Origin of the sequence: Pedobacter cryoconitis, assembly GCF_014200605.1 — a bacterium.
GTDB lineage: Bacteria > Bacteroidota > Bacteroidia > Sphingobacteriales > Sphingobacteriaceae > Pedobacter > Pedobacter cryoconitis_B.
In genome coordinates, this window is sequence record NZ_JACHCE010000002.1 from 761,302 (window position 1) to 783,582 (window position 22,281).

Annotated in this window: 36 protein-coding genes; 33 read left to right on the forward strand and 3 right to left on the reverse strand. The window is 38.4% G+C overall.

Annotated features, from left to right (window positions below; all coding sequences use genetic code 11):
• Positions 1 to 30: 30 nt before the first annotated feature.
• Both HDE68_RS09310 and HDE68_RS09315 read right to left on the reverse strand, forming a co-directional pair.
• On the reverse strand, positions 31 to 1,356 hold the full coding sequence (locus HDE68_RS09310; RefSeq protein WP_183881197.1) for a mechanosensitive ion channel family protein: 1,326 nt from the start codon (positions 1,354 to 1,356) through the stop codon (positions 31 to 33).
• Between the two features lie 29 nt (positions 1,357 to 1,385).
• On the reverse strand, positions 1,386 to 2,030 hold the full coding sequence (locus HDE68_RS09315; RefSeq protein WP_183881199.1) for a hypothetical protein: 645 nt from the start codon (positions 2,028 to 2,030) through the stop codon (positions 1,386 to 1,388).
• A gap of 118 nt (positions 2,031 to 2,148) precedes the next feature.
• Between HDE68_RS09315 and HDE68_RS09320 the strand changes: the two genes are divergently transcribed.
• The 7 genes from HDE68_RS09320 to HDE68_RS09350 all read left to right on the forward strand — a co-directional run bounded on the left by HDE68_RS09320 (position 2,149) and on the right by HDE68_RS09350 (position 8,254).
• The gene (locus HDE68_RS09320; protein ID WP_183881201.1) at positions 2,149 to 2,370 is read left to right on the forward strand and encodes a VF530 family DNA-binding protein; all 222 of its coding nucleotides are present in this window, start codon (positions 2,149 to 2,151) and stop codon (positions 2,368 to 2,370) included.
• A 4-nt stretch (positions 2,371 to 2,374) separates the two neighbouring features.
• Positions 2,375 to 3,076 carry a carboxypeptidase-like regulatory domain-containing protein gene (locus tag HDE68_RS09325; RefSeq protein WP_183881203.1) on the forward strand — a complete coding sequence of 234 codons (702 nt, stop codon included), beginning with the start codon at positions 2,375 to 2,377 and terminating at the stop codon, positions 3,074 to 3,076.
• Between the two features lie 170 nt (positions 3,077 to 3,246).
• Positions 3,247 to 3,660, forward strand: coding sequence for a 30S ribosomal protein S12 (gene rpsL / locus HDE68_RS09330; protein WP_008244597.1), 414 nt, complete (start codon positions 3,247 to 3,249; stop codon positions 3,658 to 3,660).
• Positions 3,661 to 3,676: 16 nt separating this feature from the next.
• Positions 3,677 to 4,144, forward strand: a complete 468-nt coding sequence (rpsG, locus tag HDE68_RS09335; protein WP_111633983.1) for a 30S ribosomal protein S7 — start codon at positions 3,677 to 3,679, stop codon at positions 4,142 to 4,144.
• Between the two features lie 16 nt (positions 4,145 to 4,160).
• Entirely contained in the window at positions 4,161 to 6,275 is a 2,115-nt protein-coding gene (gene fusA, locus HDE68_RS09340; protein WP_183881205.1) for an elongation factor G, read from the forward strand.
• Positions 6,276 to 6,337: 62 nt separating this feature from the next.
• Positions 6,338 to 6,643, forward strand: a complete 306-nt coding sequence (gene rpsJ / locus HDE68_RS09345) for a 30S ribosomal protein S10 (RefSeq protein WP_008244591.1) — start codon at positions 6,338 to 6,340, stop codon at positions 6,641 to 6,643.
• A gap of 288 nt (positions 6,644 to 6,931) precedes the next feature.
• Entirely contained in the window at positions 6,932 to 8,254 is a 1,323-nt protein-coding gene (locus HDE68_RS09350; protein WP_183881207.1) for an outer membrane beta-barrel protein, read from the forward strand.
• Between the two features lie 71 nt (positions 8,255 to 8,325).
• Here the strand turns inward: HDE68_RS09350 and HDE68_RS09355 are convergent, their stop codons facing one another.
• Positions 8,326 to 8,952 (reverse strand): hypothetical protein, encoded by a 627-nt coding sequence (locus tag HDE68_RS09355; protein WP_183881209.1) that lies wholly within the window; start codon positions 8,950 to 8,952, stop codon positions 8,326 to 8,328.
• 78 nt (positions 8,953 to 9,030) lie between these two features.
• Between HDE68_RS09355 and HDE68_RS09360 the strand changes: the two genes are divergently transcribed.
• The 26 genes from HDE68_RS09360 to rpmJ all read left to right on the forward strand — a co-directional run bounded on the left by HDE68_RS09360 (position 9,031) and on the right by rpmJ (position 22,207).
• Positions 9,031 to 9,867 (forward strand): sulfite exporter TauE/SafE family protein, encoded by an 837-nt coding sequence (locus tag HDE68_RS09360; protein ID WP_183881211.1) that lies wholly within the window; start codon positions 9,031 to 9,033, stop codon positions 9,865 to 9,867.
• An 8-nt stretch (positions 9,868 to 9,875) separates the two neighbouring features.
• Positions 9,876 to 10,262, forward strand: a complete 387-nt coding sequence (locus HDE68_RS09365; RefSeq protein ID WP_260171726.1) for a DUF1634 domain-containing protein — start codon at positions 9,876 to 9,878, stop codon at positions 10,260 to 10,262.
• 183 nt (positions 10,263 to 10,445) lie between these two features.
• Positions 10,446 to 11,063 (forward strand): 50S ribosomal protein L3, encoded by a 618-nt coding sequence (rplC, locus tag HDE68_RS09370; protein WP_111633989.1) that lies wholly within the window; start codon positions 10,446 to 10,448, stop codon positions 11,061 to 11,063.
• A 4-nt stretch (positions 11,064 to 11,067) separates the two neighbouring features.
• Positions 11,068 to 11,697 carry a 50S ribosomal protein L4 gene (gene rplD / locus HDE68_RS09375; protein ID WP_183881215.1) on the forward strand — a complete coding sequence of 210 codons (630 nt, stop codon included), beginning with the start codon at positions 11,068 to 11,070 and terminating at the stop codon, positions 11,695 to 11,697.
• Position 11,698: 1 nt separating this feature from the next.
• Positions 11,699 to 11,989: a 50S ribosomal protein L23 gene (gene rplW, locus HDE68_RS09380; RefSeq protein WP_068403500.1), complete on the forward strand. Its 291-nt coding sequence runs from the start codon at positions 11,699 to 11,701 to the stop codon at positions 11,987 to 11,989.
• 23 nt (positions 11,990 to 12,012) lie between these two features.
• The gene (gene rplB / locus HDE68_RS09385) at positions 12,013 to 12,837 is read left to right on the forward strand and encodes a 50S ribosomal protein L2 (protein ID WP_183881217.1); all 825 of its coding nucleotides are present in this window, start codon (positions 12,013 to 12,015) and stop codon (positions 12,835 to 12,837) included.
• Positions 12,837 to 13,103 (forward strand): 30S ribosomal protein S19, encoded by a 267-nt coding sequence (gene rpsS / locus HDE68_RS09390; protein ID WP_008244581.1) that lies wholly within the window; start codon positions 12,837 to 12,839, stop codon positions 13,101 to 13,103. Before rplB ends, rpsS begins: the two co-directional genes overlap by 1 nt.
• Positions 13,104 to 13,110: 7 nt before the next feature.
• Positions 13,111 to 13,473, forward strand: coding sequence for a 50S ribosomal protein L22 (rplV, locus tag HDE68_RS09395; RefSeq protein WP_183881219.1), 363 nt, complete (start codon positions 13,111 to 13,113; stop codon positions 13,471 to 13,473).
• A 5-nt stretch (positions 13,474 to 13,478) separates the two neighbouring features.
• A complete protein-coding gene (gene rpsC, locus HDE68_RS09400) occupies positions 13,479 to 14,339 on the forward strand; it encodes a 30S ribosomal protein S3 (protein WP_041878513.1) in 861 nt (286 codons plus the stop codon).
• Positions 14,340 to 14,377: 38 nt separating this feature from the next.
• On the forward strand, positions 14,378 to 14,800 hold the full coding sequence (gene rplP / locus HDE68_RS09405) for a 50S ribosomal protein L16 (RefSeq protein WP_068403497.1): 423 nt from the start codon (positions 14,378 to 14,380) through the stop codon (positions 14,798 to 14,800).
• Between the two features lie 75 nt (positions 14,801 to 14,875).
• A complete protein-coding gene (gene rpmC, locus HDE68_RS09410; protein WP_068403496.1) occupies positions 14,876 to 15,085 on the forward strand; it encodes a 50S ribosomal protein L29 in 210 nt (69 codons plus the stop codon).
• Positions 15,086 to 15,098: 13 nt separating this feature from the next.
• Positions 15,099 to 15,353, forward strand: a complete 255-nt coding sequence (gene rpsQ, locus HDE68_RS09415) for a 30S ribosomal protein S17 (RefSeq protein ID WP_037442595.1) — start codon at positions 15,099 to 15,101, stop codon at positions 15,351 to 15,353.
• 1 nt (position 15,354) lies between these two features.
• On the forward strand, positions 15,355 to 15,723 hold the full coding sequence (rplN, locus tag HDE68_RS09420) for a 50S ribosomal protein L14 (RefSeq protein ID WP_041878524.1): 369 nt from the start codon (positions 15,355 to 15,357) through the stop codon (positions 15,721 to 15,723).
• A 1-nt stretch (position 15,724) separates the two neighbouring features.
• Complete coding sequence (rplX, locus tag HDE68_RS09425; RefSeq protein WP_068403495.1) at positions 15,725 to 16,066, forward strand: 50S ribosomal protein L24; 342 nt, start codon at positions 15,725 to 15,727, stop codon at positions 16,064 to 16,066.
• Positions 16,066 to 16,638 (forward strand): 50S ribosomal protein L5, encoded by a 573-nt coding sequence (rplE, locus tag HDE68_RS09430; RefSeq protein WP_221300702.1) that lies wholly within the window; start codon positions 16,066 to 16,068, stop codon positions 16,636 to 16,638. The genes rplX and rplE overlap by 1 nt, the downstream gene beginning before the upstream one ends.
• Positions 16,638 to 16,907 carry a 30S ribosomal protein S14 gene (rpsN, locus tag HDE68_RS09435; RefSeq protein WP_041878530.1) on the forward strand — a complete coding sequence of 90 codons (270 nt, stop codon included), beginning with the start codon at positions 16,638 to 16,640 and terminating at the stop codon, positions 16,905 to 16,907. Before rplE ends, rpsN begins: the two co-directional genes overlap by 1 nt.
• Before the next feature lie 134 nt (positions 16,908 to 17,041).
• A complete protein-coding gene (gene rpsH / locus HDE68_RS09440; RefSeq protein WP_041878531.1) occupies positions 17,042 to 17,440 on the forward strand; it encodes a 30S ribosomal protein S8 in 399 nt (132 codons plus the stop codon).
• 18 nt (positions 17,441 to 17,458) lie between these two features.
• Entirely contained in the window at positions 17,459 to 18,016 is a 558-nt protein-coding gene (gene rplF, locus HDE68_RS09445) for a 50S ribosomal protein L6 (RefSeq protein ID WP_183881221.1), read from the forward strand.
• A gap of 5 nt (positions 18,017 to 18,021) precedes the next feature.
• Positions 18,022 to 18,375: a 50S ribosomal protein L18 gene (gene rplR / locus HDE68_RS09450; RefSeq protein WP_037442582.1), complete on the forward strand. Its 354-nt coding sequence runs from the start codon at positions 18,022 to 18,024 to the stop codon at positions 18,373 to 18,375.
• Positions 18,376 to 18,393: 18 nt separating this feature from the next.
• A complete protein-coding gene (gene rpsE, locus HDE68_RS09455) occupies positions 18,394 to 18,912 on the forward strand; it encodes a 30S ribosomal protein S5 (protein WP_068403483.1) in 519 nt (172 codons plus the stop codon).
• Between the two features lie 4 nt (positions 18,913 to 18,916).
• The gene (gene rpmD, locus HDE68_RS09460) at positions 18,917 to 19,096 is read left to right on the forward strand and encodes a 50S ribosomal protein L30 (protein WP_183881223.1); all 180 of its coding nucleotides are present in this window, start codon (positions 18,917 to 18,919) and stop codon (positions 19,094 to 19,096) included.
• 107 nt (positions 19,097 to 19,203) lie between these two features.
• On the forward strand, positions 19,204 to 19,650 hold the full coding sequence (rplO, locus tag HDE68_RS09465) for a 50S ribosomal protein L15 (protein ID WP_183881225.1): 447 nt from the start codon (positions 19,204 to 19,206) through the stop codon (positions 19,648 to 19,650).
• A 13-nt stretch (positions 19,651 to 19,663) separates the two neighbouring features.
• A complete protein-coding gene (gene secY / locus HDE68_RS09470; protein WP_183881227.1) occupies positions 19,664 to 21,007 on the forward strand; it encodes a preprotein translocase subunit SecY in 1,344 nt (447 codons plus the stop codon).
• Between the two features lie 6 nt (positions 21,008 to 21,013).
• The gene (gene map, locus HDE68_RS09475; RefSeq protein ID WP_183881229.1) at positions 21,014 to 21,799 is read left to right on the forward strand and encodes a type I methionyl aminopeptidase; all 786 of its coding nucleotides are present in this window, start codon (positions 21,014 to 21,016) and stop codon (positions 21,797 to 21,799) included.
• 71 nt (positions 21,800 to 21,870) lie between these two features.
• Positions 21,871 to 22,089: a translation initiation factor IF-1 gene (gene infA, locus HDE68_RS09480; protein WP_008244555.1), complete on the forward strand. Its 219-nt coding sequence runs from the start codon at positions 21,871 to 21,873 to the stop codon at positions 22,087 to 22,089.
• A gap of 1 nt (position 22,090) precedes the next feature.
• Complete coding sequence (gene rpmJ, locus HDE68_RS09485) at positions 22,091 to 22,207, forward strand: 50S ribosomal protein L36 (RefSeq protein WP_010599887.1); 117 nt, start codon at positions 22,091 to 22,093, stop codon at positions 22,205 to 22,207.
• The last annotated feature ends 74 nt before the right edge of the window (positions 22,208 to 22,281 follow it).

Below are 22,281 nucleotides of genomic sequence, written 5' to 3' on the forward strand. Positions count from 1 at the left end.
GAGTGGTCTTTTAAACTGATCGTATTGATTTTAGCGGGCCTGGGATGCAGGCGGACGGCTAACTGTGAGCGGATCATTAAAGCTTATGGTTGTGGTATCTCCCGAAGCTTCTGTTTCGTAAATCTGAAGATCAAAGTAACGGGCTGCTGCAATCATATGGTCAAAGATATCTGCCATGATATATTCATAGTCTGCCCATTTTGTTGTACTGGTGAATACATAGATTTCAATTGGCAGACCGTTGGGGGTAGGGGCAAGATGCCTGACCATCATGGTCATTTTTTTATGTGTTCCTGAATGTGAATTGATATAGTTATCAATGTACTTCCTGTAAAGTCCGGCGTTGGTGAGGTTTCTGCCGTTGATTAAAAGTGATTTGTCTATTCCTAAACGTTCATTGTTTTTATCAATATCCTTTTGTCTGTGTTCGATATAACTGGTGAGGGACTGGATCTTTTTAAATTCTTCTACTTCGGCCGGAGTGATAAACCGGATAGTTGCCTGTTTAATTAGAATTGCCCTTTTAATCCTTCTTCCCCCCGCCTCGCTCATCCCACGCCAGTTCTGAAAAGAATCTGAAATCAGGGAATAAGTAGGAATAGTGGTAATGGTCTTATCAAAATTCTGAACTTTAACGGTAGTGAGATTAATAGCAATGACATCACCATCAGCTCCGTATTTTGTCATGGTAATCCAGTCTCCGATTCTTACTGTATCGTTGGCTGTGACCTGGATACTGGCTACAAAACCCATGATGGTATCTTTGAACATCAGAAGCAGTACTGCTGAGATCGCACCCATTGCAGTGAAAAAAGCAATGGGAGATTGTCCGGTCAGATGAGAGAAGATGACCACTGCACCGATAAGGTAAAGGATCATCCTCGCGACCTGAATATAACTGTCTATTGGCTTTTCACGGAAAGTTGGTTTGGTACGCAGATCATCGCCACTGGCTTTAATTAATGCCAGCAGCATCCAGATCACGATGAATACCATATATACATCTGTAATGGCATTCATAGGTTTGATCATATCAGGGAAATCCGAAAATAAAATCGGAATAACTGCATTGACCAGAATCAGGGGTGCACATTGCGCCAGGAAATGGGGAAATCGGTTATTGAGTAAATGATGAAAGAATTTGATTTTTGAACGTTTACTGAAACGGATCAATACAATACGTAACAGCCGTCTAACCACATGGTGGAAAATATATACGATAATCAGCAGTGCAAAAAGAAGCAGGAAAAGATTGACAAATGCTGCCAGATCTTCAGGTACACCCCATTTTACCAGCAGGTTATAGGTCCAGCGGCTTGTCGTACTTAAAGTATAGGTAAATCTAAATTCTCTCATGCTTTAACTGTGCAGGTTTAAAGCTGTGTTTAGCGTGCTTTAAAAAAACTTTCTTTTAATTTCTGTGCGTCTATGATTGGTGCAGGTTCGTCCAGTCTGATTAACCAGCCTTTTTGTTTGAGTAAGGCGATTTCTACTTTGGCCACAGAAAGATCTTTCCCTTTAATGTTTTCGCGGTAGATTAGTGGTGCAGGTGGTTCAACGTTTGCAGTAGTGGAAAACAGAACTTCAATATTAAATTTTGGCCATAACTGTATGTCACCAAGATTTGCTGAGAAGATCTTTTTAGCACTGTGAGCCGGAATAACGGCTGCAAATTCACCTTTATAGTTTCCTCCTTTTTCTGTAGTAAGCGTAGCCAGTACCTGGAAAGAAGTTTCATTTAATAAGTTGAAATGGGCAACTGCTGTACTGTGCTGATCGGTTACCAGACCAAGATAAATTCCTTCTTTGATAAATTCTGCAACGGGAACAACTACAGTCTGACGGTTGGAGACTACTGTATTCTCATCCGGAATTTCACCATGTACTAAAGTCACTTTAGAGGCTTGTACCGGAATTTCAAAATCATTTGAATCAGTTACGCCAATCGTGTCTTTGTCAATTATGCGGGTAATATACCCTTCTATATTTTCGTCTACAAAACGGACGAAATCACCTAGGTTCAAGTTCATATCATTGTTTTTTTAAGGGAATACTAATGTTATTCATACAAACCTAAGGAATTATATAGAATAAATGGGTTTGGCGCAAATTCGCTAAGTTTTTTATCTTTGCAGTAAGGAAAAATTTATGTCGGAAGAGAAACAGGTTAATAATCCACTACACGGGAAAACATTGGAGTTTATTCTTAAACAACTGGTTTGGCATTATGGATGGCCTGAACTGGGTGCACTGATTAAGATTGCCTGTTTTAATAATGACCCAAGTTTAAAATCAAGTCTGACCTTTCTGAGGAAAACGGAATGGGCACGTAAAAAGGTTGAGAAGCTTTACCTGAATACTTTTCATTAGCCATATGCTTCGCCGGCTATGTTTGTTCAGCTTTATCTTCTTTTTTTATACTGGCGCTAAAAGTCAGCAGTTACAGGGAACTGTCTCTGACAGGGCTACTCAGTTAAGACTGGAACAAGTAGAAGTATTTAATCAGCAGACAAGGAAAAAAACAACGACGAATGCTAAAGGTGAATTCAGTATTGCTGCTGCGGCTAACCAGGTAATTATCTTTTATCAGCCGGGTTATTTACCTGATACACTTTTTCTGGTTGACCTGAAACCTGTGAAAAGATATCTTTCGCTGAATAATAAACTATTACATACAATAGAAATTAAAGCGGGTGCTTTTAACCCGGAGGCGGAGTATGCTGATGTGTACCGGAAAGCCCGGTTTGCAAAATTAGCTCAGAATAAACCTTTTATACTTTCTCCTTCCGGGCTCTTTGGAAAAGAGGGCAGGGATGCAAGGCGGTTTAAACGTAATTTGGAGAGAGAAAAAAGCGAACGTAAAATAGATGAGCGTTTTAATGAGCGTGCGGTTACGGCACTGACCCCGTTAAAAGGAGCAGAGCTGGATTATTTTATGGTGCTATACCGGCCTTCATTAAAAGAGCTGGATAAATTGGATGAAGAGGATTTTAAATTCTATTTAATAAATGCTTATAAAACGTTTAAAGCTTTGCCCGAAGCACAAAGAATTTCTCCTTCTCTAAGGGAAAAATAAATATTCTTGATCTCGTAAATAGCCTGTAAGTCTGTGTTTTCGTTTTTTTATGTTTCAAAGGGATTAAATTATAGTTAACCCCTTGATTTATAAAATGTATTGTCTTACCTTTGCAGTCCCTTATTGAGGGGTAAAGTTTTTAATAAAAATATAGAAAAAAACAAAAAACAATGCCAACCATTCAACAATTAGTTAGAAAAGGTAGAGTAGCACTGGAGTTCAAGAGTAAGTCTCCTGCGTTGGACAGCTGTCCACAGCGAAGAGGTGTATGTACACGTGTATATACCACTACCCCTAAAAAACCAAACTCAGCAATGCGTAAAGTTGCACGTGTACGTTTGACCAATGGAAAAGAAGTTAACGCTTATATTCCTGGAGAAGGTCACAACTTACAGGAGCACTCCATTGTATTGATCCGTGGTGGTCGTGTTAAAGATTTACCAGGTGTACGTTATCACATCATCCGTGGAGCATTAGATACTTCAGGAGTTGCTGGTCGTAACCAACGTCGTTCAAAATACGGTACTAAACGCCCTAAACCAGGACAAGTAGCTGCCGCACCAACAAAAGGTAAAAAGAAATAATTAGGAGGAACAGAAAATGAGAAAGTCAAAACCAAAAAAGAGAATTATCCTTCCTGATCCGAAATTTAACGATGTTCAGGTGACGAGATTTGTAAATAATATGATGTACGATGGAAAAAAATCTATCGCTTACTCTATTTTTTATGATGCAGTAGAATTAGCTGAGAAAAAATCTGGTGAAAATGGATTAGAAGTATGGAAACGTGCTTTAACTAATGTAATGCCTGCAGTAGAGGTTAAGTCACGCCGTGTTGGTGGTGCTAACTTCCAGGTTCCTACAGAAGTTCGTCCAGACCGTAAAATTGCTTTAGGCATGAAATGGTTAATTTCTTATGCACGCAGACGTGGTGAAAAAACCATGAAAGAAAAATTAGCAGGAGAAATCGTTTCAGCTGCTAAAGGTGAAGGTGCTGCAGTTAAGAAGAAAGAAGATACGCACAAAATGGCTGAAGCCAACAAAGCGTTCTCACATTTCCGTTTTTAATTATTGAAAACATAAGATGTCAAGAGATTTAAAATTCACAAGAAACATTGGTATTGCTGCGCACATTGATGCTGGTAAAACCACTACTACAGAGCGTATCCTTTATTATGCTGGTGTTAGTCACAAAATTGGTGAAGTGCACGAAGGTGCTGCAACCATGGACTGGATGGCACAGGAGCAGGAGCGTGGTATCACTATTACTTCTGCTGCTACTACAGTTGGCTGGAAATATAGAGGACAAGATTACCATATTAACATTATCGATACACCGGGTCACGTGGATTTTACCGTTGAGGTAAACCGTTCACTTCGTGTATTAGATGGTTTGGTATTCTTATTTTCTGCGGTTGATGGTGTTGAGCCTCAATCTGAAACTAACTGGCGTCTGGCTAACAACTACAACGTTGCCCGTATTGGCTTCGTCAACAAAATGGACCGTTCAGGTGCAGATTTCTTGAAAGTTGTTGGACAGGTTAAAAGCATGTTAGGCAGTAACGCAGTTCCTTTACAATTACCTATCGGTGCTGAAGAAGGCTTTAAAGGTGTAGTTGATTTAATCAACAACCGTGGTATCGTTTGGAATGAGCATGATAAAGGTATGACCTTTACTGAAGTGCCAATTCCAGAAGATATGCTGGATGAAGTTGCTGAATGGAGAGAAAAATTATTAGAATCTGTTGCTGATTACGATGAGACTTTGATGGAGAAATTCTTCGAAGATCCTAACTCAATCACAGAACGTGAGATCCTGGATGCTTTACGTAAAGCAGTATTGGATGCTAAAATTGTACCTATGGTTTGTGGTTCATCTTTCAAAAACAAAGGTGTTCAGACTATGCTTGATTACGTGATGGAATTATTGCCTTCACCAATGGATCAAGAAGGTGTAATTGGAACTAATCCAAACACAGGTGAAGAAATTTTACGTAAACCAAGTGAGGCAGAGCCTTTTGCAGCTTTAGCATTTAAAATTGCAACAGATCCTTTCGTTGGTCGTCTTTGCTTTATCCGTGTTTACTCGGGTAACTTAGAGGCTGGTTCTTACGTTTATAACGCACGTTCTGAAAACAAAGAGCGTATCTCCCGTATCTTCCAAATGCATGCAAACAAGCAAAACCCTATTCCAAATGTTGGAGCTGGTGATATTGCTGCGGTTGTAGGTTTTAAAGATATCAAAACAGGTGATACACTTTGTGATGAGAAAAACCCAATCATTCTGGAGTCAATGGTATTCCCTGAGCCAGTTATCGGTTTAGCTATTGAGCCTAAAACTCAGGCTGATGTTGATAAATTAGGTATCGGATTATCTAAATTAGCTGAAGAAGATCCTACATTCAGAGTACAAACTGATGAGGATTCTGGTCAGACTATTATCTCTGGTATGGGTGAGCTTCACTTAGATATCCTGATTGACCGCTTAAAACGTGAGTTTAAAGTAGAGGTTAACCAGGGAGCGCCACAGGTTTCTTACAAAGAGGCAATCACTGGTACTGTTCAACACCGTGAGACGTATAAAAAACAATCAGGTGGTCGTGGTAAATTCGCGGACATTCAGATTGTTATTTCGCCAATCGATGCTGACTTTGAAAAAGGTGGTTTACAATTCGTAAACGAAATTACTGGTGGTTCTATTCCTCGTGAATTTATTCCTTCAGTTGAAAAAGGATTTGCTGCTTCAATGTCTAACGGAGTTTTAGCTGGATACCCACTTCCGGATATGAAAGTTCGTTTAATTGACGGTTCATTCCACGCAGTCGATTCAGATGCTTTATCTTTCGAACTTGCCGCTAAAATGGCATACCGTGAAGCATTACCAAAATGTAGCCCAGTATTGATGGAGCCAATCATGAAAATCGAAATCTTAACCCCTGAAGAAAACATGGGTGATGTTATCGGTGACATGAACCGTCGTCGTGGTCAGCTTTTAGGTATGGATACACGTAATGGTTCTCAGGTAATTAAAGCAACTGTACCACTTTCTGAAATGTTTGGTTATGTAACTCAGTTACGTACAATCACTTCAGGTCGTGCAACGTCTACTATGGAGTTCGATCACTATGAACCAGCTCCAAGAAACGTTATGGATGAAGTAATTGCTAAATCAAAAGGCAGAATCAAATCTGCTGAGTAATAAAAAATAAACCGGCCGCCTGTTATTAATAGCTCTAACAGGCAGCCTTAAATAAAAATAAAATGAGCCAAAGAATCAGAATTAAATTAAAATCTTACGATTACAATCTGGTAGATAAATCTGCTGAGAAAATCGTTAAGACTGTAAAACCTACGGGTGCAGTTGTTAGTGGACCAATTCCATTGCCAACAGAAAAGAAAATCTTCACTGTTTTACGTTCACCACACGTGAACAAAAAAGCACGTGAGCAGTTTCAATTATGTGCATACAAACGTTTGTTAGATATTTATAGCTCTAACTCTAAAACTGTTGATGCGTTGATGAAACTTGAATTACCTAGCGGTGTTGAAGTAGAAATCAAAGTTTAATGCTTTTTTAGATTACAAAGAAAAAGGCCTGTGGAATTTCCGCAGGCCTTTTTTTGGTTTCCGTTGTTATTGGAATCCTTGTCTTTTCTATTTTATTCTTGTGATGATTGCTTTATTATTATGAAAAAAGACCTTTCCGTTTTGGAAGGGTCTTTTTAGTAGTAACATATATTTGAATTATTTTTATTGGTTAATTGACTGTTAATTAGTGTTTTGTGCTTTGTGTTGATTTGTGGCACTGGCTTGGATAAGCTGGTAAATATTAAAAATAAATACACCTCATTCGTAATGAAAAAACTAATACTGGCAATAATTGCTCTAACTACTGTTACGCTAAATGTACAGGCACAACAAGACATCTTAAAAGTGAAAAAAGATACAGTGGCCCGATCACTGCCTTCACCTATTGATTCACCTCCTTTTCCAAGTTCAGAGTGGGACGGTGCTCCTCTGATTGGTGTGAACTCTGAAGCACCAAACTATCCTTTGCAAAAACTACTGGGGCTTAAGGGACGTTTTAAAATATATGGATGGCTTGATTTCGGTGGCAATATAAGTTCATCGAAACATTCCAATGCCCCTGAATCTTATGATTTAGTGCCCAATGGTGTCGGACTGGATCAGGCTATTATCAAAATAGAAAGACAGCCTAATACGGTGCAGACCAAACATTTTGATTATGGTTTTTTGTTGACGAATATATTTGGTACAGACTATCGTTATACGACTGGTAAAGGTTATTTCAGTGACCAGTTATTGAAGCATAATAATAAATATGGTTATGATCCTGCTGAAATCTACGGATTGCTTTACTTTCCTAAAGTAGCGGATGGTCTGGTTTTAAAAATAGGACGTTTTATTTCTCCTGCTGATATTGAAGCGCAGTGGGCACCTGATAATTATTTGTATTCACACTCTCTGATGTTTACAGTTGATCCCTATACTTTTACCGGTGTGCAGGCCACTTTTAAATTAGGAGCGCACTGGCAGTTAATGGCAGGGGCACATGCGGGTAATGATATGGCTCCATGGAGTAATTCAGCGAGTATTAATGGCCTGCTGATGGCACGCTGGGTATCGGATGATAATAATAACTCTCTTTTCGGAGGGATCAATTCACTGGGATCAGGAAAGTATAAAAATAACCATGATAATCTGCAGATGGCTGTGGCTACCTGGGGACACCGCTTTAGCGGTCGGGTGCATATGATGACTGAGGTTTATTATATGTGGCAAAAGGATGCATTGGTTGGGGGAACTGTGATAGACGGACCTCCAAAAGATTTTTATACCGGAGTAGGTGCCGGGAATCTGATACCAGGAACTTCACAGGCTGTTGGGGCGGTTAACTATTTTCAGATTAAGTTCTCTGCGAAGGATTACTTGTCTGTACGTAATGGCTATTTGAGTGATCCTCAGGGAAACAGAACTGGTTATGCTACTCAGTATTCAGATCATACGATAGGTTTTGTGCATCACTTTAATAGTTTGATCATGATCCGTCCTGAAATTAGATATGAGCATGCTTATAAAGATGGGATAACTCCATATGATAATGGTGTTAAAAAGGATCAGTACACTGCCGCAATGGATATAATTGCGAGATTTTAATGTAGTGTGAATTTAAGTTCTTTTATAAAAAAAAGCCGCTGAAAAAGTTCAGCGGCTTTTTTTATGAATTGTTATTGAAGCCCACGGCTTTTATAATCATCAAGTTTATTACGTTCATCTTGTAATTCTCTGGCTAATTTCTTTTCTTTTTCATTAGCCTTCACTTTATAAGCCTGATATTCCTGAGAAATTTCTTCATACAGGCCGCTTCTATATTTTGCTTCGTGAATATTTTTGGCAGACCTGATGGTTACAAAGGCAAAGCCTAATGCCAGTACGATAATCAGTGTCCATACAATTGTGTTATAAGTCCCTTTGGCAAAAGGAATGCCTAAAAAGGTGATTTCATTAACTTTTGAATTTGAGGTGGCCAGTGAGCTTTGATTTCCCCTGATCTGGTTATTGAGGTCGGTAATTGTTTTAGCCTGCTCGGCAACTTTAGCATTTACAGTTTTATAAGTATTGCGTTCTTTCCGGATTGAGTCAGTGACGCTCTTATAAAAAGATGCAAGCCTGTATGGATTGATCAGTTTATAAGTGTTAAGTGTTTTTGATTTTGAAAGCATAAACTCATACTGACCTCTTAAGCTTGGGTCGGCTTTTGTGCTGTCAACAGGAAGTTTTACCTGGGCACTGGCCTGCATAAATGATAGGTTAATCATCACAAGGGTAAGGAGCGGGAATAAGAATTTGTTCATTTGGAATAGGTTATTTATAATTTAACAATGAGATTTTAATTTTATTGTGTTTTGATTGTAGATAGTATATTTGTCTCAATGTCGGTATTACTATTTACAATTATTGTTTTGGCGGGTGCTTTTTTAGCAGGACTTGTTGGTTCTTTAACAGGCCTGGGTGGGGGAGTGATCATAATTCCCTTATTAACACTGGTTTTAGGGGTTGATATTCATTATGCTATAGGCGCTTCTATTGTTTCTGTAATTGCGACCTCATCAGGTTCTGCGGCAGCTTATGTTAAAGAAGGGATAACAAATATCCGTATTGGAATGTTCCTGGAAATTGCCACGACGATAAGTGCGGTGATTGGTGCAATAATTACCGTTTATATCAATCCCGGATATATTGCTGTGATCTTTGGATGTATCCTGCTTTTCTCTGCGGCAATGATGGTACGTAAAAAAGTGGACCACTCGGATGATAAAACAACTGGTATATTAGCTAATTTCTTTAAGTTAAACGGAAGTTATCCCACTGCCGGCGGTACAGTTAAGTATGGCGTTCATAATGTGGTGGGCGGCTTTATAATGATGTTCGTGGCTGGAATTATATCCGGTCTTCTGGGGATCGGTTCTGGAGCTTTAAAAGTGGTGGCGATGGATAATATTATGCGTTTACCATTTAAAGTCTCTACAACAACCAGCAATTTTATGATGGGAGTAACTGCTGCAGCGAGTGCGATTGTTTATTTACACCGCGGACAAATTGATCCCGGTATTGCTATGCCAGTTACTTTAGGTGTATTGACGGGGGCGACAGTGGGTTCTAAATTATTAGTAAAAACGAATACAGACAAACTAAAGGTTATATTTGCAGTAGTGGTAACTTTTCTGGCGCTGCAGATGATTTATAACGGACTGGCAGGAAAACTGTAATGAAGCAAATGGGTAAACATTATTTCGCAGATAAGGATATACAGGTAATTCTGGGAACATTACTCCGGGTAGGTGTGATTGCTTCTATGCTTGTGGTTTTTATTGGCGGTCTGATTTATCTGAGCGGATACAGCCGTGAAATCATTGATTACAGTGTTTTTAATCCTTCGAAAACCAAATATTCTTCTATTCTCGCTATCTTTCAGGGCTTGAGTGTATTAGACGGAAAAGCGATCATCCAATTCGGAACTTTGCTACTGATTTTTACACCGGTTACCCGGGTTGTGTTTTCGATTTTTGGCTTCCTGATTGAACGCGATTATTTATATGTGCTGATAGGCGTGTTTGTATTGTGTGTAATTCTGATCAGTTTGAGTAACAAGCTGGTAGGATAAATAATGGCTTAACTGCGTTTTATCCGATCTCTCCAAAAATAATAGCATTTATTTGCAAAATAAATTCGCTAACTATTTGATCATTAAGATTTATTTCTTATTTTTGCCCTCCCTTAATAGGGATGTGTATCCACCTTGAACGAAGCCCTACTGCTTCGATGGGTGTTAAATTAAAAAAAGAAAATGTCAGGTATTATTGGAAAAAAAGTAGGAATGACCAGCATTTTCGACGCCGATGGAAAAAACATTCCATGTACGGTGATCGAAGCTGGGCCTTGTGTAGTTACACAGGTTAAAACCGCAGAGAAAGACGGTTACGTTTCAGTTCAGTTAGGCTTCGATGAAGCTAAAGAAAAGAACACCACCAAGCCTTTGAAAGGCCACTTTGCGAAAGCAAGCACAACTCCTAAACGCAAGTTGGTAGAATTTGAACCGTTTGAAGAATCGTTGAATTTAGGCGATACTGTAACGGTTAATATTTTTGCTGAAGGCGATTTTGTTGATGTAGTTGGTACTTCAAAAGGTAAAGGTTTTCAAGGTGTTGTGAAACGCCATGGATTTGCGGGTGTGGGTGGACAAACTCACGGTCAGCATAACAGAATGCGTGCGCCAGGTTCATTGGGTGCGGCTTCGTATCCAGCACGTGTATTTAAAGGTATGCGTATGGCAGGTAGAATGGGTGGAGATAGAGTGAAGGTTCAGAACTTACAGGTTTTGAAAGTTTATGCAGATCAAAATCTTGTTGTAGTTAGTGGTTCCATTCCAGGAGCTAAAGGTTCTTACGTAATCTTAGACAAGTAAGCAGATGGAATTAAATGTAGTAAACATTTCAGGAAAAGAGACAGGTGCCAAGGTGCAACTTCCTGAGTCGGTATTTGGTGTAACACCTAGCGATCATGCAATTTATTTAGATGTTAAACAGTATTTGGCTAATCAACGTCAGGGTACTCACAAGTCTAAACAACGTAATGAAATCGCTGGTTCAACACGTAAATTGTATAAACAAAAAGGAACTGGTGGTGCTCGTGCGGGTAGTATCAAATCTCCATTGTTTAATGGTGGTGGTCGTGTATTCGGTCCTCAACCACGTGATTACAGTTTTAAACTGAACAAAAAATTAAAATCACTGGCACGTAAATCTGCGTTGTCATACAAAGCTCAGGATTCAAACATCCTTGTTTTAGAAGATTTTACTTTTGACTCAATCAAAACTAAAAATTACATCTCTTTAGTTAATGCTTTAAGCTTAGCTGGTGAGAAAACTTTATTGGTTTTACCTGTTCAGGATAACAATATTTATTTATCAAGCAGAAACATTCAGAAAGTAAAAGTAATTACTGTAGATCAGATCAATACATATGATGTATTAAACTGTGGTAAACTTTTGTTAACTGCAAATACTGTTAAAACATTGGAGGAGGCATTTGCCAAGTAATATGGAATTTTTAAAGAAACCAATACTAACCGAAAAAGCATCTGCACTTACAGAAAAGTCTAGCCGCTTTACTTTCCAGGTTGAACACAAAGCAAATAAATTGCAAATTAAACAAGCTATCGAAAAAATGTATGGTGTTAACATCCTTGCAATCAATACTATGATTGTAAACGGAAAGTTAAAATCAAGAAATACAAAAGGTGGTTTAGTTACGGGTCGTAGCCCGAAATACAAAAAAGCGATTGTTACTCTGGCAGCAGGTGAAACAATTGATTATTACGCGAACATTTAATAAGAATTGAATATTTTATAACTATGGGCTTAAGAAAATTTAAACCAGTCACTCCGGGTACCCGCTTTAGAGTTGGGGCCAGTTTTTCGGAGATTACAGCAACCAAGCCCGAAAAATCATTGGTTGTTTCTTCTAAGAAATCGGGAGGACGTAACAATACAGGAAAGATGACTATGCGCTACATGGGTGGTGGTCACAAAAAATCTTACCGTTTAATTGATTTTAAACGTGATAAGTTTGATATTCCTGCAACAGTTGCTACTGTTGAATACGATCCAAACCGTACTGCACGTATCGCATTATTACATTATGCTGATGGTGAGAAGCGTTACATTATTTCGCCAGAAGGATTACAAGTTGGGCAAAAAGTATTATCAGGTGATACTGCAACTCCAGAAGTTGGAAATGCTTTAAAATTATCAAATATTCCATTGGGATCGATTATACACAACGTGGAGATTCATCCAGGTCGTGGAGCTCAATTGGCTCGTAGCGCTGGTGCTTATGCACAATTAGCTGCTCGTGATGGTAAATATGCTACATTGAAAATGCCTTCAGGTGAGACAAGATTAATCTTGACTACTTGTTTAGCTACTATCGGATCTGTTTCAAATTCAGATCACGCAAATGAAGTATTAGGTAAAGCAGGTCGTAAACGTTGGTTAGGACGTCGTCCTAGAACACGTCCAGTTGCGATGAACCCTGTCGATCACCCAATGGGTGGTGGTGAAGGTCGTTCATCAGGTGGTCAGCCAAGATCAAGGAATGGTATGTATTCTAAAGGCTTCAAGACCCGTCAACTTAAAAAATACTCAAATCGTTTCATCATAGAGAAAAGGAAGAAATAATGGCTCGTTCGATTAAAAAAGGACCTTATATTGACCATAACGTAGAGAAGAAAGTAGTATCTATGAATGATTCAGGCAAAAAGTCTGTCATTAAAACTTGGTCACGCAGATCAATGATCTCACCAGATTTTGTGGGTCATACATTTGCAGTGCATAACGGTAATAAATTTATACCGGTATACGTAACAGAAAACATGGTTGGTCACAAGCTGGGAGAGTTTGCTCCAACCAGAACATTTAGGGGTCACTCTGAAAAGAAAAAATAATTAAGAGATGGAAGCAGTAGCGAAATTAAACAATTGTCCAACCTCACCACGTAAGATGCGTTTGGTTGTAGATCTTATCAGAGGTGAGCGTGTTGAGAAAGCATTACATATTTTAAAATTTACCAATAAAGAAGCTGCAACAAAAGTTGAAAAACTTTTATTATCAGCTATCAAAAACTGGGAAACTAAAAATGAAGGTTCTCGCCCTGAAGAAAACCAATTATATGTGAAAACTATAATGGTTGGTGGCGGCCGTCAGTTGAAAAGACTGAGACCAGCACCTCAAGGTCGTGGTTACAGAATACGTAAGCGTTCTAACCATGTAACTTTGGTAGTAGATAGTAAAAACGTTGAAACTCAAACTAATTAGTAGAAATGGGACAAAAAGCACATCCAATAGGAAACAGGTTAGGAATCATCAGAGGTTGGGATTCTAACTGGTTCGGTGGCAACAACTATGCTGACAAATTAGTTGAGGACGAAAAAATAAGAAAATATCTTTCTGTGCGTATCGCAAAAGGAGGAGTAGCTAAAGTAGTTATCGAACGTACGTTAAAACGTATCACTGTAACTATCCACACTGCCCGTCCAGGTATCGTGATCGGTAAAGCAGGAGCTGAGGTTGATAAAATCAAAGAAGAGTTAAAGAAATTGACTAAAAAGGAAATTCAAATTAACATTTTTGAGATCAAACGTCCTGAGCTTGATGCACAACTGGTAGCAGAAGGTGTAGCAAAACAATTAGAGGCAAGAATCTCTTTCCGTAGAGCCATGAAGTCAACTATCGCATCAACAATGCGTATGGGTGCTGAAGGTATCAAAATAATGACTTCAGGTCGTTTAGGCGGAGCAGAGATGGCTCGTAACGAGCAGTATAAAGAAGGAAGAATTCCTTTGCATACTTTCCGTGCTGATATTGACTATGCATTAGCTGAGGCATTAACTACCTATGGTAAGATTGGTGTTAAAGTATGGATCTGTAAAGGCGAAGTTTATGGTAAACGTGATCTTTCTCCAAACATTGGTGCAGTAAGTAACGCTCCTGGTAAAGGTGGCAGACCTGAAGGTGCTTTTGGTGCAGGTGGCAGAGACAGAGATAACCGTGGCGGTGGTGACAGAAGAAACGACAACAAAGGTGGTCGTGGAAGAGGTCCAGGTCAGGGTGGTCCAGGTCAAGGCGGTCCAGGTAGAGATAATAGAGGCGGAAATACTCCTAACAGAGGTCCTCGTAAATAATTAGTTAACAGATCGTTTTACGATAATATTAAGATAAAATGTTACAGCCAAAAAGAACGAAGTTCAGAAAGATGCAAAAGGGCAGAATGAAAGGTTTAGCTACACGTGGAGCTGAATTATCATTCGGGTCTTTCGGGATTAAATCTTTAGAGGCGACCTGGATTACAAGTCGTCAGATAGAGGCAGCCCGTATTGCGGTAACTCGTTTCATGAAACGTGAAGGCCAAGTGTGGATTAGAATTTTCCCGGACAAACCGGTTACTAAGAAACCAGCTGAAGTACGTATGGGTAAAGGTAAAGGTGCTCCAGAGTACTGGGTAGCTGTTGTTAGACCAGGACGCATCATTTTTGAAGCTGAAGGTGTATCTTTAGAAGTTGCTAAAGAAGCAATGAGATTAGCTGCTCAAAAATTACCTATCCAAACAAAATTTGTAGTACGTAGAGATTACGTAGAAGCATAAAAAAAAGTTTTGGGGTCAATGTTGTAAGTAACTTGTTATTATAACCGCTAGACCCAGAACATAAAAATTAATAAAATGAAGAACTCAGAAATCACAGGGCTTTCAAAAGAAGAACTAGTAGTCAGGATTGCAGAAGAGAAAGAAAACTTAGTTAAGTTAAAATTTGCACATACAATTTCGGCTATAGAGAATCCTACCCGTATCACTAAGGTAAGAAAAGACATCGCCCGATTAAATACTGAAATGACTAAGCGTAATGCTGAGTCAGCTAGTGAAACTAAATAACTTTAGAGTCGAAATGGAAAGACAATTAAGAAAAACAAGAACCGGGTTGGTGGTAAGCAACAAAATGGATAAATCTGTTGTTGTAGCGGTAGAACGTAAAGTGAAACACCCGATCTATGGTAAGTTTGTTAAGAAAACTACCAAATTTATGGCTCATGACGAGAAAAACGATTGTGGTATTGGTGATACAGTACTTATCATGGAGACTCGTCCGCTGAGTAAAAACAAGAACTGGAGATTAGTGGAAATTTTAGAGAGGGCTAAATAACATGGTACAACAGGAATCAAGATTAAACGTAGCCGACAATAGCGGCGCAAAACAAGTATTGGTTATCCGTGTACTTGGTGGAACCGGAAAGAGATACGCTTCTATTGGTGACAAAATCGTTGTTACCGTTAAAAGTGCATTGCCTTCAGGTAACATTAAAAAAGGAACCGTTTCTAAAGCAGTTGTTGTAAGAACAAAGAAAGAGATCAGACGTAAAGATGGTTCTTACATCCGTTTCGACGATAATGCAGCAGTCTTATTAAATGCACAAGATGAGCCGCGTGGAACACGTATTTTTGGCCCGGTAGCGAGAGAACTGCGTGAGAAACAATTCATGAAGATTGTATCATTAGCACCGGAGGTATTATAAAATGAAAAATAAAGTAACTGTTCAACCAAAAATTAAAATCCGTAAAGGAGATTTAGTAAAGGTTATCGCTGGTGATTCAAGAGGCCAGGAAGGTAAAGTGCTTTCAGTATTAATTACTAAAAGCAGGATACTGATAGAAGGTGTTAACCTTGTATCTAAACATACAAAACCAAATGCTGCTAATCCTAACGGAGGTATCATTAAAAAAGAGGCTGCTCTTCATATTTCTAACGTTGCGTTAATTGATCCTAAATCAGGAAAAACTACGCGTGTTGGCAGAAAGCTTAACGCTGATGGGAAATTAGTTAGGGTATCTAAAAAATCAGGAGAGGAGATCAAATAATGACTTACATACCAAGATTAAAGACTAAATACAAAGAGGAAATTGTAACTGCTCTTAAAGAGAAGTTCAATTACAAAAGCGTAATGCAAGTTCCTAAGTTAACTAAGATAGCTGTCAACCAGGGAGTTGGTCGTTTCTCTGTAACTGACAAAAAGATTATGGACAGTTCTATTTTAGAAATGACTACAATCACAGGTCAGCAGGCAGTAGGTGCGAAATCTAAAAAAGATATCTCAAACTTCAAATTACGTAAAGGTATGCCAGTAGGTGTACGTGTAACTTTACGTGATAACAACATGTTTGAGTTTTTAGATCGTTTAATTTCCGTAGCTTTACCACGTATCCGTGATTTCAAAGGTATTAATGATAAAGGTTTTGATGGAAAAGGTAACTACACATTGGGTATTACTGAACAAATCATCTTCCCTGAGATCAACATCGACAAAATCTCTAAGATTTTAGGTATGGATATTACCTTTGTAACTTCAGCAACAACTGATGTTGAAGCATTGGAACTTTTAAAGCAATTTGGATTACCGTTTAAAAACCAAACCCTTAATACAGATCAATAATGGCAAAAGAAGGTGTAAAAGCTCGCGAAATTAAGCGCCAGAGATTGGTAGCTAAATATGCAGACAAACGTGCAGAATTAAAAGCTGCAGGTGATTTCGAAGGATTAGATAAGTTACCAAAAAACTCATCACCAGTACGTTTACACAACCGTTGTAAATTAACTGGCCGTCCACGTGGTTACATGCGTACTTTCGGTATATCAAGGGTTACATTCCGTGATATGGCATTAGCAGGAAAAATTCCTGGAGTTACCAAAGCAAGCTGGTAAAATCGTTTTACGTTAGAGAGTTTTACGCATCATGCGTTTAACTTCTAACGTTATACGTTTAAATAGAAAAATTAACCGATGGAAGGTCGCTCCGAATAGTTCGGAAAGGAAACCACTATCACAAATCAACAAAGATGAATACAGATCCAATAGCAGATTATCTTACAAGAGTAAGAAATGCCATTAAGGCAAATCACAGAATTGTAGAAATTCCTGCATCAAATCTTAAAAAGGAAATTACTAAAGTACTTTTTGACAAAGGTTACATTGCCAACTACAAGTTTGAGGAAACAACAGTTCAGGGAACGATTAAAATCGCTTTGAAATACAATCCTATAACTAAAATACCTGCTATCCGCACTTTAATGCGTATCAGCAAGCCAGGTTTAAGGCAGTATGCAGGCGTTGATAATATGCCAAGAGTATTGAACGGTTTAGGTATCGCTATCTTGTCTACTTCTAAAGGAGTTATGACTGATAAAGAAGCAGCCAGACTAAACATTGGTGGCGAAGTTTTGTGTCACGTTTATTAATTAAAGGAGGATAGCAAAATGTCAAGAATAGGAAAAGCCCCAATTAATGTACCTGCTGGAGTAACAATTACAGTTGATAAAGACAATTTAGTAACTGTAAAAGGCCCAAAAGGTGAATTACAACAAGCAGTTGATGCAGACATCACTGTTACTCAGGAAGACGGTGTAGTTACTGTAACACGCCCGACTGAACAAAAAAGACACAAAGCATTGCATGGTTTATACCGTTCATTGTTAAACAATATGGTTATTGGTGTAACAGAAGGTTACAAAATCTCTCAGGAATTAGTTGGTGTGGGTTACCGCGCAACTAACACAGGTAATACACTTGATCTTGTTTTAGGTTTCTCTCACCATTATGTATTCCAATTACCGGAAGAGATTAAAGTTACTACTACTTCAGAAAAAGGTCAGACTCCTAAAATTATTTTAGAAAGTATTGACAAACAACTGATTGGTCAGGTTGCAGCGAAAATACGCTCGTTACGTGCACCAGAGCCATATAAAGGTAAAGGTATCAAGTTTGTAGGCGAAGTGTTAAGAAGAAAAGCAGGTAAATCAGCTTCTAAAAAATAATCATCATGGCAGGGAAAAAATTATCTCGTAGAGATCGTATAAAAAAAGGAATCAGAAAAAGACTTACCGGTTCTGAAAGCCGTCCACGTTTATCAGTTTATAGAAGCAATAAAGGAATTTATGCTCAAATCATTAACGACGTAACTGGAAGCACAATCGTATCAGCATCATCATTATCAAAAGATTTTTCTGGTAATGGAAACAAATCAGAGCAATCTGTAGCTGTAGGTAAATTAGTAGCTGAAAAAGCAATCGCAGCTGGCATTAAAGAAGTTGTTTTCGATAGAAATGGCTATTTATACCATGGTCGCGTAAAATCGTTGGCAGAAGGTGCCCGTGAAGCTGGTTTAGTATTTTAATCTGAAAATAGGATAAGAATGTCAACTATCAATATAAAAAGAGTTAAGACTAGCGAGGTCGAATTAAAAGACCGTTTAGTTAGTATACAACGTGTTGCCAAAGTAACCAAAGGTGGACGTACTTTCAGTTTCTCAGCTATCGTAGTTGTTGGAGATGAAAACGGAATCGTAGGTTATGGTTTAGGTAAAGCAAAAGAGGTAACTGAAGCTATTGCTAAAGGTATCGATGATGCTAAAAAGAACTTGGTAAAAGTTCCTTTATTAAACGGTACTGTTCCTCACGAACAAATCGGTAAATTCTCAGGTGGTTTTGTATTAATCAAACCAGCTGCAGTAGGTACTGGAGTTATCGCGGGTGGTGCAATGCGTGCTGTATTAGAAAGTGCTGGTGTACACAACGTATTAGCAAAATCAAAAGGTTCATCAAATCCTCACAACGTGGTAAAAGCAACAGTAGATGCTTTAACAAAAATGCGTGATGCTTATACCATCGCTCAGCAACGTGGTGTTGATTTAAACAAAGTTTTTAACGGATAAGAACATGGCTAAGATCAAAATAACCCAGGTAAAAAGTATCATTGACAGAAGCGAGCGTCAAAAAAGAACTATGCAGGCATTAGGTTTAAAAAAAATGAACCAGTCTGTTGAAGTTGAAGCTAACGCTGCTATCATTGGGATGGTAAGAAAAGTGAATCACTTAGTAGCTATCGAAAGTATATAATTCGCAGAGGTTGTAAATTAGTTTAATTTTGCTAATTTGCAACCTTTGTATATGTTTAACCGTTGCCCTGATTAGTGAAAGCGAAGGGCAGCACAATAAGTTTCAAAATGAACTTAAGTAATTTAAAACCTGCATCAGGTTCTACTAAAAACAGTAAGAGAATAGGTCGTGGTACTGGTTCTGGTCGTGGTGGTACTTCCACTCGTGGTCATAAAGGTGCTGGATCACGTTCTGGTCACAAAACTAAAATCGGTTTTGAAGGTGGTCAGATGCCATTACAACGTCGTGTACCTAAGGTTGGTTTCAAACCAATTAACCGTGTTGAATATGTAGGCGTTAACTTAGACGTGTTACAAGGTTTAGCGGAAAGATTCAGCTTAACATCTATTGATTTTGCTACTTTGCAAGATCATGGTTTAGCACACAAAAACGATCTTGTTAAGATCTTAGGACGTGGTGAAGTAAAATCTAAAATCGAAGTTAAAGCACATGCTTTTTCTGCAACTGCACAGAAAGCTATTGAAGCTGTTGGAGGCTCAATAGAAAAATTGTAATTAATTATAATTAATGAAGAAGCTCTTTACTACTTTAAGTAATATTTGGAAAATTCAAGAATTAAAAGAGCGTATAGTATTTACGCTCGTAATTCTTTTGGTCTACAGGTTCGTTTCTCACGTGGTTTTGCCAGGTGTGGATGCAACAGCTTTAGGCGATAATCAGAAATCTGGAATCCTGGGTCTGCTGGATATGTTTGCTGGGGGATCATTCTCCCGCGTATCTATTCTTGCGCTTGGGGTAATGCCATATATTTCTGCATCAATTGTAGTTCAGTTATTAGGTATCGCTGTTCCTTCTTTCCAGAAAATGCAAAAAGAAGGAGAGAGTGGCAGAAATAAACTAAATCAGATTACCCGTTACTTAACTGTAGCTATTACAGCTGTTCAGGCTGTTGGTTATGTAAAGACTCAGGTTCCTCAGGAAGCAATTCTTATTGACCACACTTTATTCTTCGTTCTTGCAACATTTGTTTTATCTGCGGGTACTTTGTTTGTAATGTGGTTAGGGGAAAAAATAACAGATAAAGGTATAGGAAATGGTATTTCACTAATCATTATGGTTGGTATTATAGCACGTCTTCCAGTAGCTTTACAACAGGAAATCAGTTCAAGACTTCTGGGAGAGGGTGGTGGTTTAATCGCTCTTGTTCTTGAAATCGTAGCACTGTTTGCTGTGGTAATGTTTACTATCCTTATTGTTCAGGGTGTCCGCAAGGTTCCTGTTCAGTATGCGAAACGTATTGTTGGTAACAGACAATTCGGTGGAGTAAGACAATATATCCCTTTAAAAGTGAATGCTGCAGGTGTAATGCCTATCATCTTTGCTCAGGCACTGATGTTTATTCCAACTACAGTAACTCAGTTTTTTCCTAAGCTGCAGAATACCTGGTTAATCCAGTTTAGTGATCCTACTTCACTGGCTTATAGCTTAACATTTGCATTTTTAATCATTGCTTTCACATTCTTCTATACTGCGATTACTGTTAATCCGGTACAGATGTCTGATGATATGAAGAAAAATGGCGGTTTCATTCCCGGTATTAAACCAGGTTTGTCAACTTCATCATTCATTGATGATGTAATTTCTAAGATCACCTTTCCAGGTTCAGTATTCTTAGCTATTATCGCTATCCTTCCATCGATTGCTGTAAAATTTGGTATCAAATCTGAATTTGCGCATTTCTATGGTGGTACTTCCCTGCTGATTTTAGTAGGTGTTGTATTGGATACTTTGCAACAGATTGAAAGTTATTTATTAATGCGTCATTATGATGGATTAATGAAAACAGGAAGAGTAACAGGTCGTACCGGTGTAGCCGCTGCAAATACAAGCAGCAGCAGTGCTGTAATTTAATATTGAATGTCTAAGGTTTATTATAAGTCTCCCGAAGAGGTAGAGCTAATCAGGGAAAGCTCATTATTAGTGTCTAAGACGCTCGCAGAAGTTGCGAAAATCATAGCACCGGGGGTTACAACGATGCAGTTAAACAAACTCGCGGAGACTTATATACAAGATAACGGAGCAATCCCTGCATTTCTAAACTATAACGGATTTCCATATTCACTTTGTATTTCTCCTAATGAGCAGGTTGTTCATGGATTCCCAAGTGACTATGTGATACAGGAAGGTGATTTAATTTCTGTTGATTGTGGTGTTATTAAAAACAATTTCTTTGGTGACTCGGCTTATACTTTCTCTATCGGAGAAATTAGCCCTGAACGTCAGAAACTTGTTGATATCACTCAGGAATGTTTAAAGCGTGCCATTGATAAGGCTGTTGTCGGATCCCGTATCGGTGATGTCGGATTCGCAGTTCAGTCCTTAGCGGAGGAGAACGGTTTTGGTGTAGTGAGAGAGCTTGTTGGTCATGGTGTTGGTGTTAAATTGCATGAGAAGCCTGAAGTACCAAATTACGGGAAACGGGGCACAGGGATGAAATTAGAGGAAGGAATGGTAATTGCCATAGAACCAATGATTAATGCCGGTACAGCTAATGTAAAGTTTTGGTCTGATGGATGGACTGTTACTAGTCGTGATGATTCACCGTCGGCACATTTTGAACACACAATCGCTGTTAAAAAGGGTAAAGCAGACGTTTTATCAACCTTTTCATTTATTGAAGAAGTTTTAAAAGAAAAAAGGTAAATAATTAAATATTTTTATTTAATTTTGCAACCCTGTTTAATAGCAGCTAATCAAGTAAAAATCAATATTATATGGCTAAACAAGCCTCGATTGAACAAGACGGTGTAATAAGAGAAGCATTATCAAATGCCATGTTTCGCGTTGAGCTGGAAAATGGTCATGAGATTATTGCCCATATCTCAGGTAAAATGAGGATGCACTACATCAAGATATTACCAGGGGATAAAGTAAAATTAGAGATGTCGCCTTACGATTTATCAAAGGGCAGGATTACTTATAGATATAAATAAAATGAAAGTTAGGTCATCAATTAAAAAACGCAGCGCTGATTGCAAGATTATTCGTCGTAAAGGTAAACTTTACGTAATCAACAAGAAAAATCCTAAGTACAAGCAGCGTCAAGGTTAAGAGAAAATTATTGAGGTATGATTAGATTGAATGTACAGGTTACTCAATCTGTCGTCAATTAATCAAACATTTAG

Bases quoted from the DNA above. Each gene is read 5' to 3' on its own strand.
- HDE68_RS09310 (WP_183881197.1), bottom strand. From the start codon at position 1,356: ATGAGAGAATTTAGATTTACCTATACTTTAAGTACGACAAGCCGCTGG.
- HDE68_RS09315 (WP_183881199.1), bottom strand. From the start codon at position 2,030: ATGAACTTGAACCTAGGTGATTTCGTCCGTTTTGTAGACGAAAATATA.
- HDE68_RS09320 (WP_183881201.1), top strand. From the start codon at position 2,149: ATGTCGGAAGAGAAACAGGTTAATAATCCACTACACGGGAAAACATTG.
- HDE68_RS09325 (WP_183881203.1), top strand. From the start codon at position 2,375: ATGCTTCGCCGGCTATGTTTGTTCAGCTTTATCTTCTTTTTTTATACT.
- rpsL (WP_008244597.1), top strand. From the start codon at position 3,247: ATGCCAACCATTCAACAATTAGTTAGAAAAGGTAGAGTAGCACTGGAG.
- rpsG (WP_111633983.1), top strand. From the start codon at position 3,677: ATGAGAAAGTCAAAACCAAAAAAGAGAATTATCCTTCCTGATCCGAAA.
- fusA (WP_183881205.1), top strand. From the start codon at position 4,161: ATGTCAAGAGATTTAAAATTCACAAGAAACATTGGTATTGCTGCGCAC.
- rpsJ (WP_008244591.1), top strand. From the start codon at position 6,338: ATGAGCCAAAGAATCAGAATTAAATTAAAATCTTACGATTACAATCTG.
- HDE68_RS09350 (WP_183881207.1), top strand. From the start codon at position 6,932: ATGAAAAAACTAATACTGGCAATAATTGCTCTAACTACTGTTACGCTA.
- HDE68_RS09355 (WP_183881209.1), bottom strand. From the start codon at position 8,952: ATGAACAAATTCTTATTCCCGCTCCTTACCCTTGTGATGATTAACCTA.
- HDE68_RS09360 (WP_183881211.1), top strand. From the start codon at position 9,031: ATGTCGGTATTACTATTTACAATTATTGTTTTGGCGGGTGCTTTTTTA.
- HDE68_RS09365 (WP_260171726.1), top strand. From the start codon at position 9,876: ATGGGTAAACATTATTTCGCAGATAAGGATATACAGGTAATTCTGGGA.
- rplC (WP_111633989.1), top strand. From the start codon at position 10,446: ATGTCAGGTATTATTGGAAAAAAAGTAGGAATGACCAGCATTTTCGAC.
- rplD (WP_183881215.1), top strand. From the start codon at position 11,068: ATGGAATTAAATGTAGTAAACATTTCAGGAAAAGAGACAGGTGCCAAG.
- rplW (WP_068403500.1), top strand. From the start codon at position 11,699: ATGGAATTTTTAAAGAAACCAATACTAACCGAAAAAGCATCTGCACTT.
- rplB (WP_183881217.1), top strand. From the start codon at position 12,013: ATGGGCTTAAGAAAATTTAAACCAGTCACTCCGGGTACCCGCTTTAGA.
- rpsS (WP_008244581.1), top strand. From the start codon at position 12,837: ATGGCTCGTTCGATTAAAAAAGGACCTTATATTGACCATAACGTAGAG.
- rplV (WP_183881219.1), top strand. From the start codon at position 13,111: ATGGAAGCAGTAGCGAAATTAAACAATTGTCCAACCTCACCACGTAAG.
- rpsC (WP_041878513.1), top strand. From the start codon at position 13,479: ATGGGACAAAAAGCACATCCAATAGGAAACAGGTTAGGAATCATCAGA.
- rplP (WP_068403497.1), top strand. From the start codon at position 14,378: ATGTTACAGCCAAAAAGAACGAAGTTCAGAAAGATGCAAAAGGGCAGA.
- rpmC (WP_068403496.1), top strand. From the start codon at position 14,876: ATGAAGAACTCAGAAATCACAGGGCTTTCAAAAGAAGAACTAGTAGTC.
- rpsQ (WP_037442595.1), top strand. From the start codon at position 15,099: ATGGAAAGACAATTAAGAAAAACAAGAACCGGGTTGGTGGTAAGCAAC.
- rplN (WP_041878524.1), top strand. From the start codon at position 15,355: ATGGTACAACAGGAATCAAGATTAAACGTAGCCGACAATAGCGGCGCA.
- rplX (WP_068403495.1), top strand. From the start codon at position 15,725: ATGAAAAATAAAGTAACTGTTCAACCAAAAATTAAAATCCGTAAAGGA.
- rplE (WP_221300702.1), top strand. From the start codon at position 16,066: ATGACTTACATACCAAGATTAAAGACTAAATACAAAGAGGAAATTGTA.
- rpsN (WP_041878530.1), top strand. From the start codon at position 16,638: ATGGCAAAAGAAGGTGTAAAAGCTCGCGAAATTAAGCGCCAGAGATTG.
- rpsH (WP_041878531.1), top strand. From the start codon at position 17,042: ATGAATACAGATCCAATAGCAGATTATCTTACAAGAGTAAGAAATGCC.
- rplF (WP_183881221.1), top strand. From the start codon at position 17,459: ATGTCAAGAATAGGAAAAGCCCCAATTAATGTACCTGCTGGAGTAACA.
- rplR (WP_037442582.1), top strand. From the start codon at position 18,022: ATGGCAGGGAAAAAATTATCTCGTAGAGATCGTATAAAAAAAGGAATC.
- rpsE (WP_068403483.1), top strand. From the start codon at position 18,394: ATGTCAACTATCAATATAAAAAGAGTTAAGACTAGCGAGGTCGAATTA.
- rpmD (WP_183881223.1), top strand. From the start codon at position 18,917: ATGGCTAAGATCAAAATAACCCAGGTAAAAAGTATCATTGACAGAAGC.
- rplO (WP_183881225.1), top strand. From the start codon at position 19,204: ATGAACTTAAGTAATTTAAAACCTGCATCAGGTTCTACTAAAAACAGT.
- secY (WP_183881227.1), top strand. From the start codon at position 19,664: ATGAAGAAGCTCTTTACTACTTTAAGTAATATTTGGAAAATTCAAGAA.
- map (WP_183881229.1), top strand. From the start codon at position 21,014: ATGTCTAAGGTTTATTATAAGTCTCCCGAAGAGGTAGAGCTAATCAGG.
- infA (WP_008244555.1), top strand. From the start codon at position 21,871: ATGGCTAAACAAGCCTCGATTGAACAAGACGGTGTAATAAGAGAAGCA.
- rpmJ (WP_010599887.1), top strand. From the start codon at position 22,091: ATGAAAGTTAGGTCATCAATTAAAAAACGCAGCGCTGATTGCAAGATT.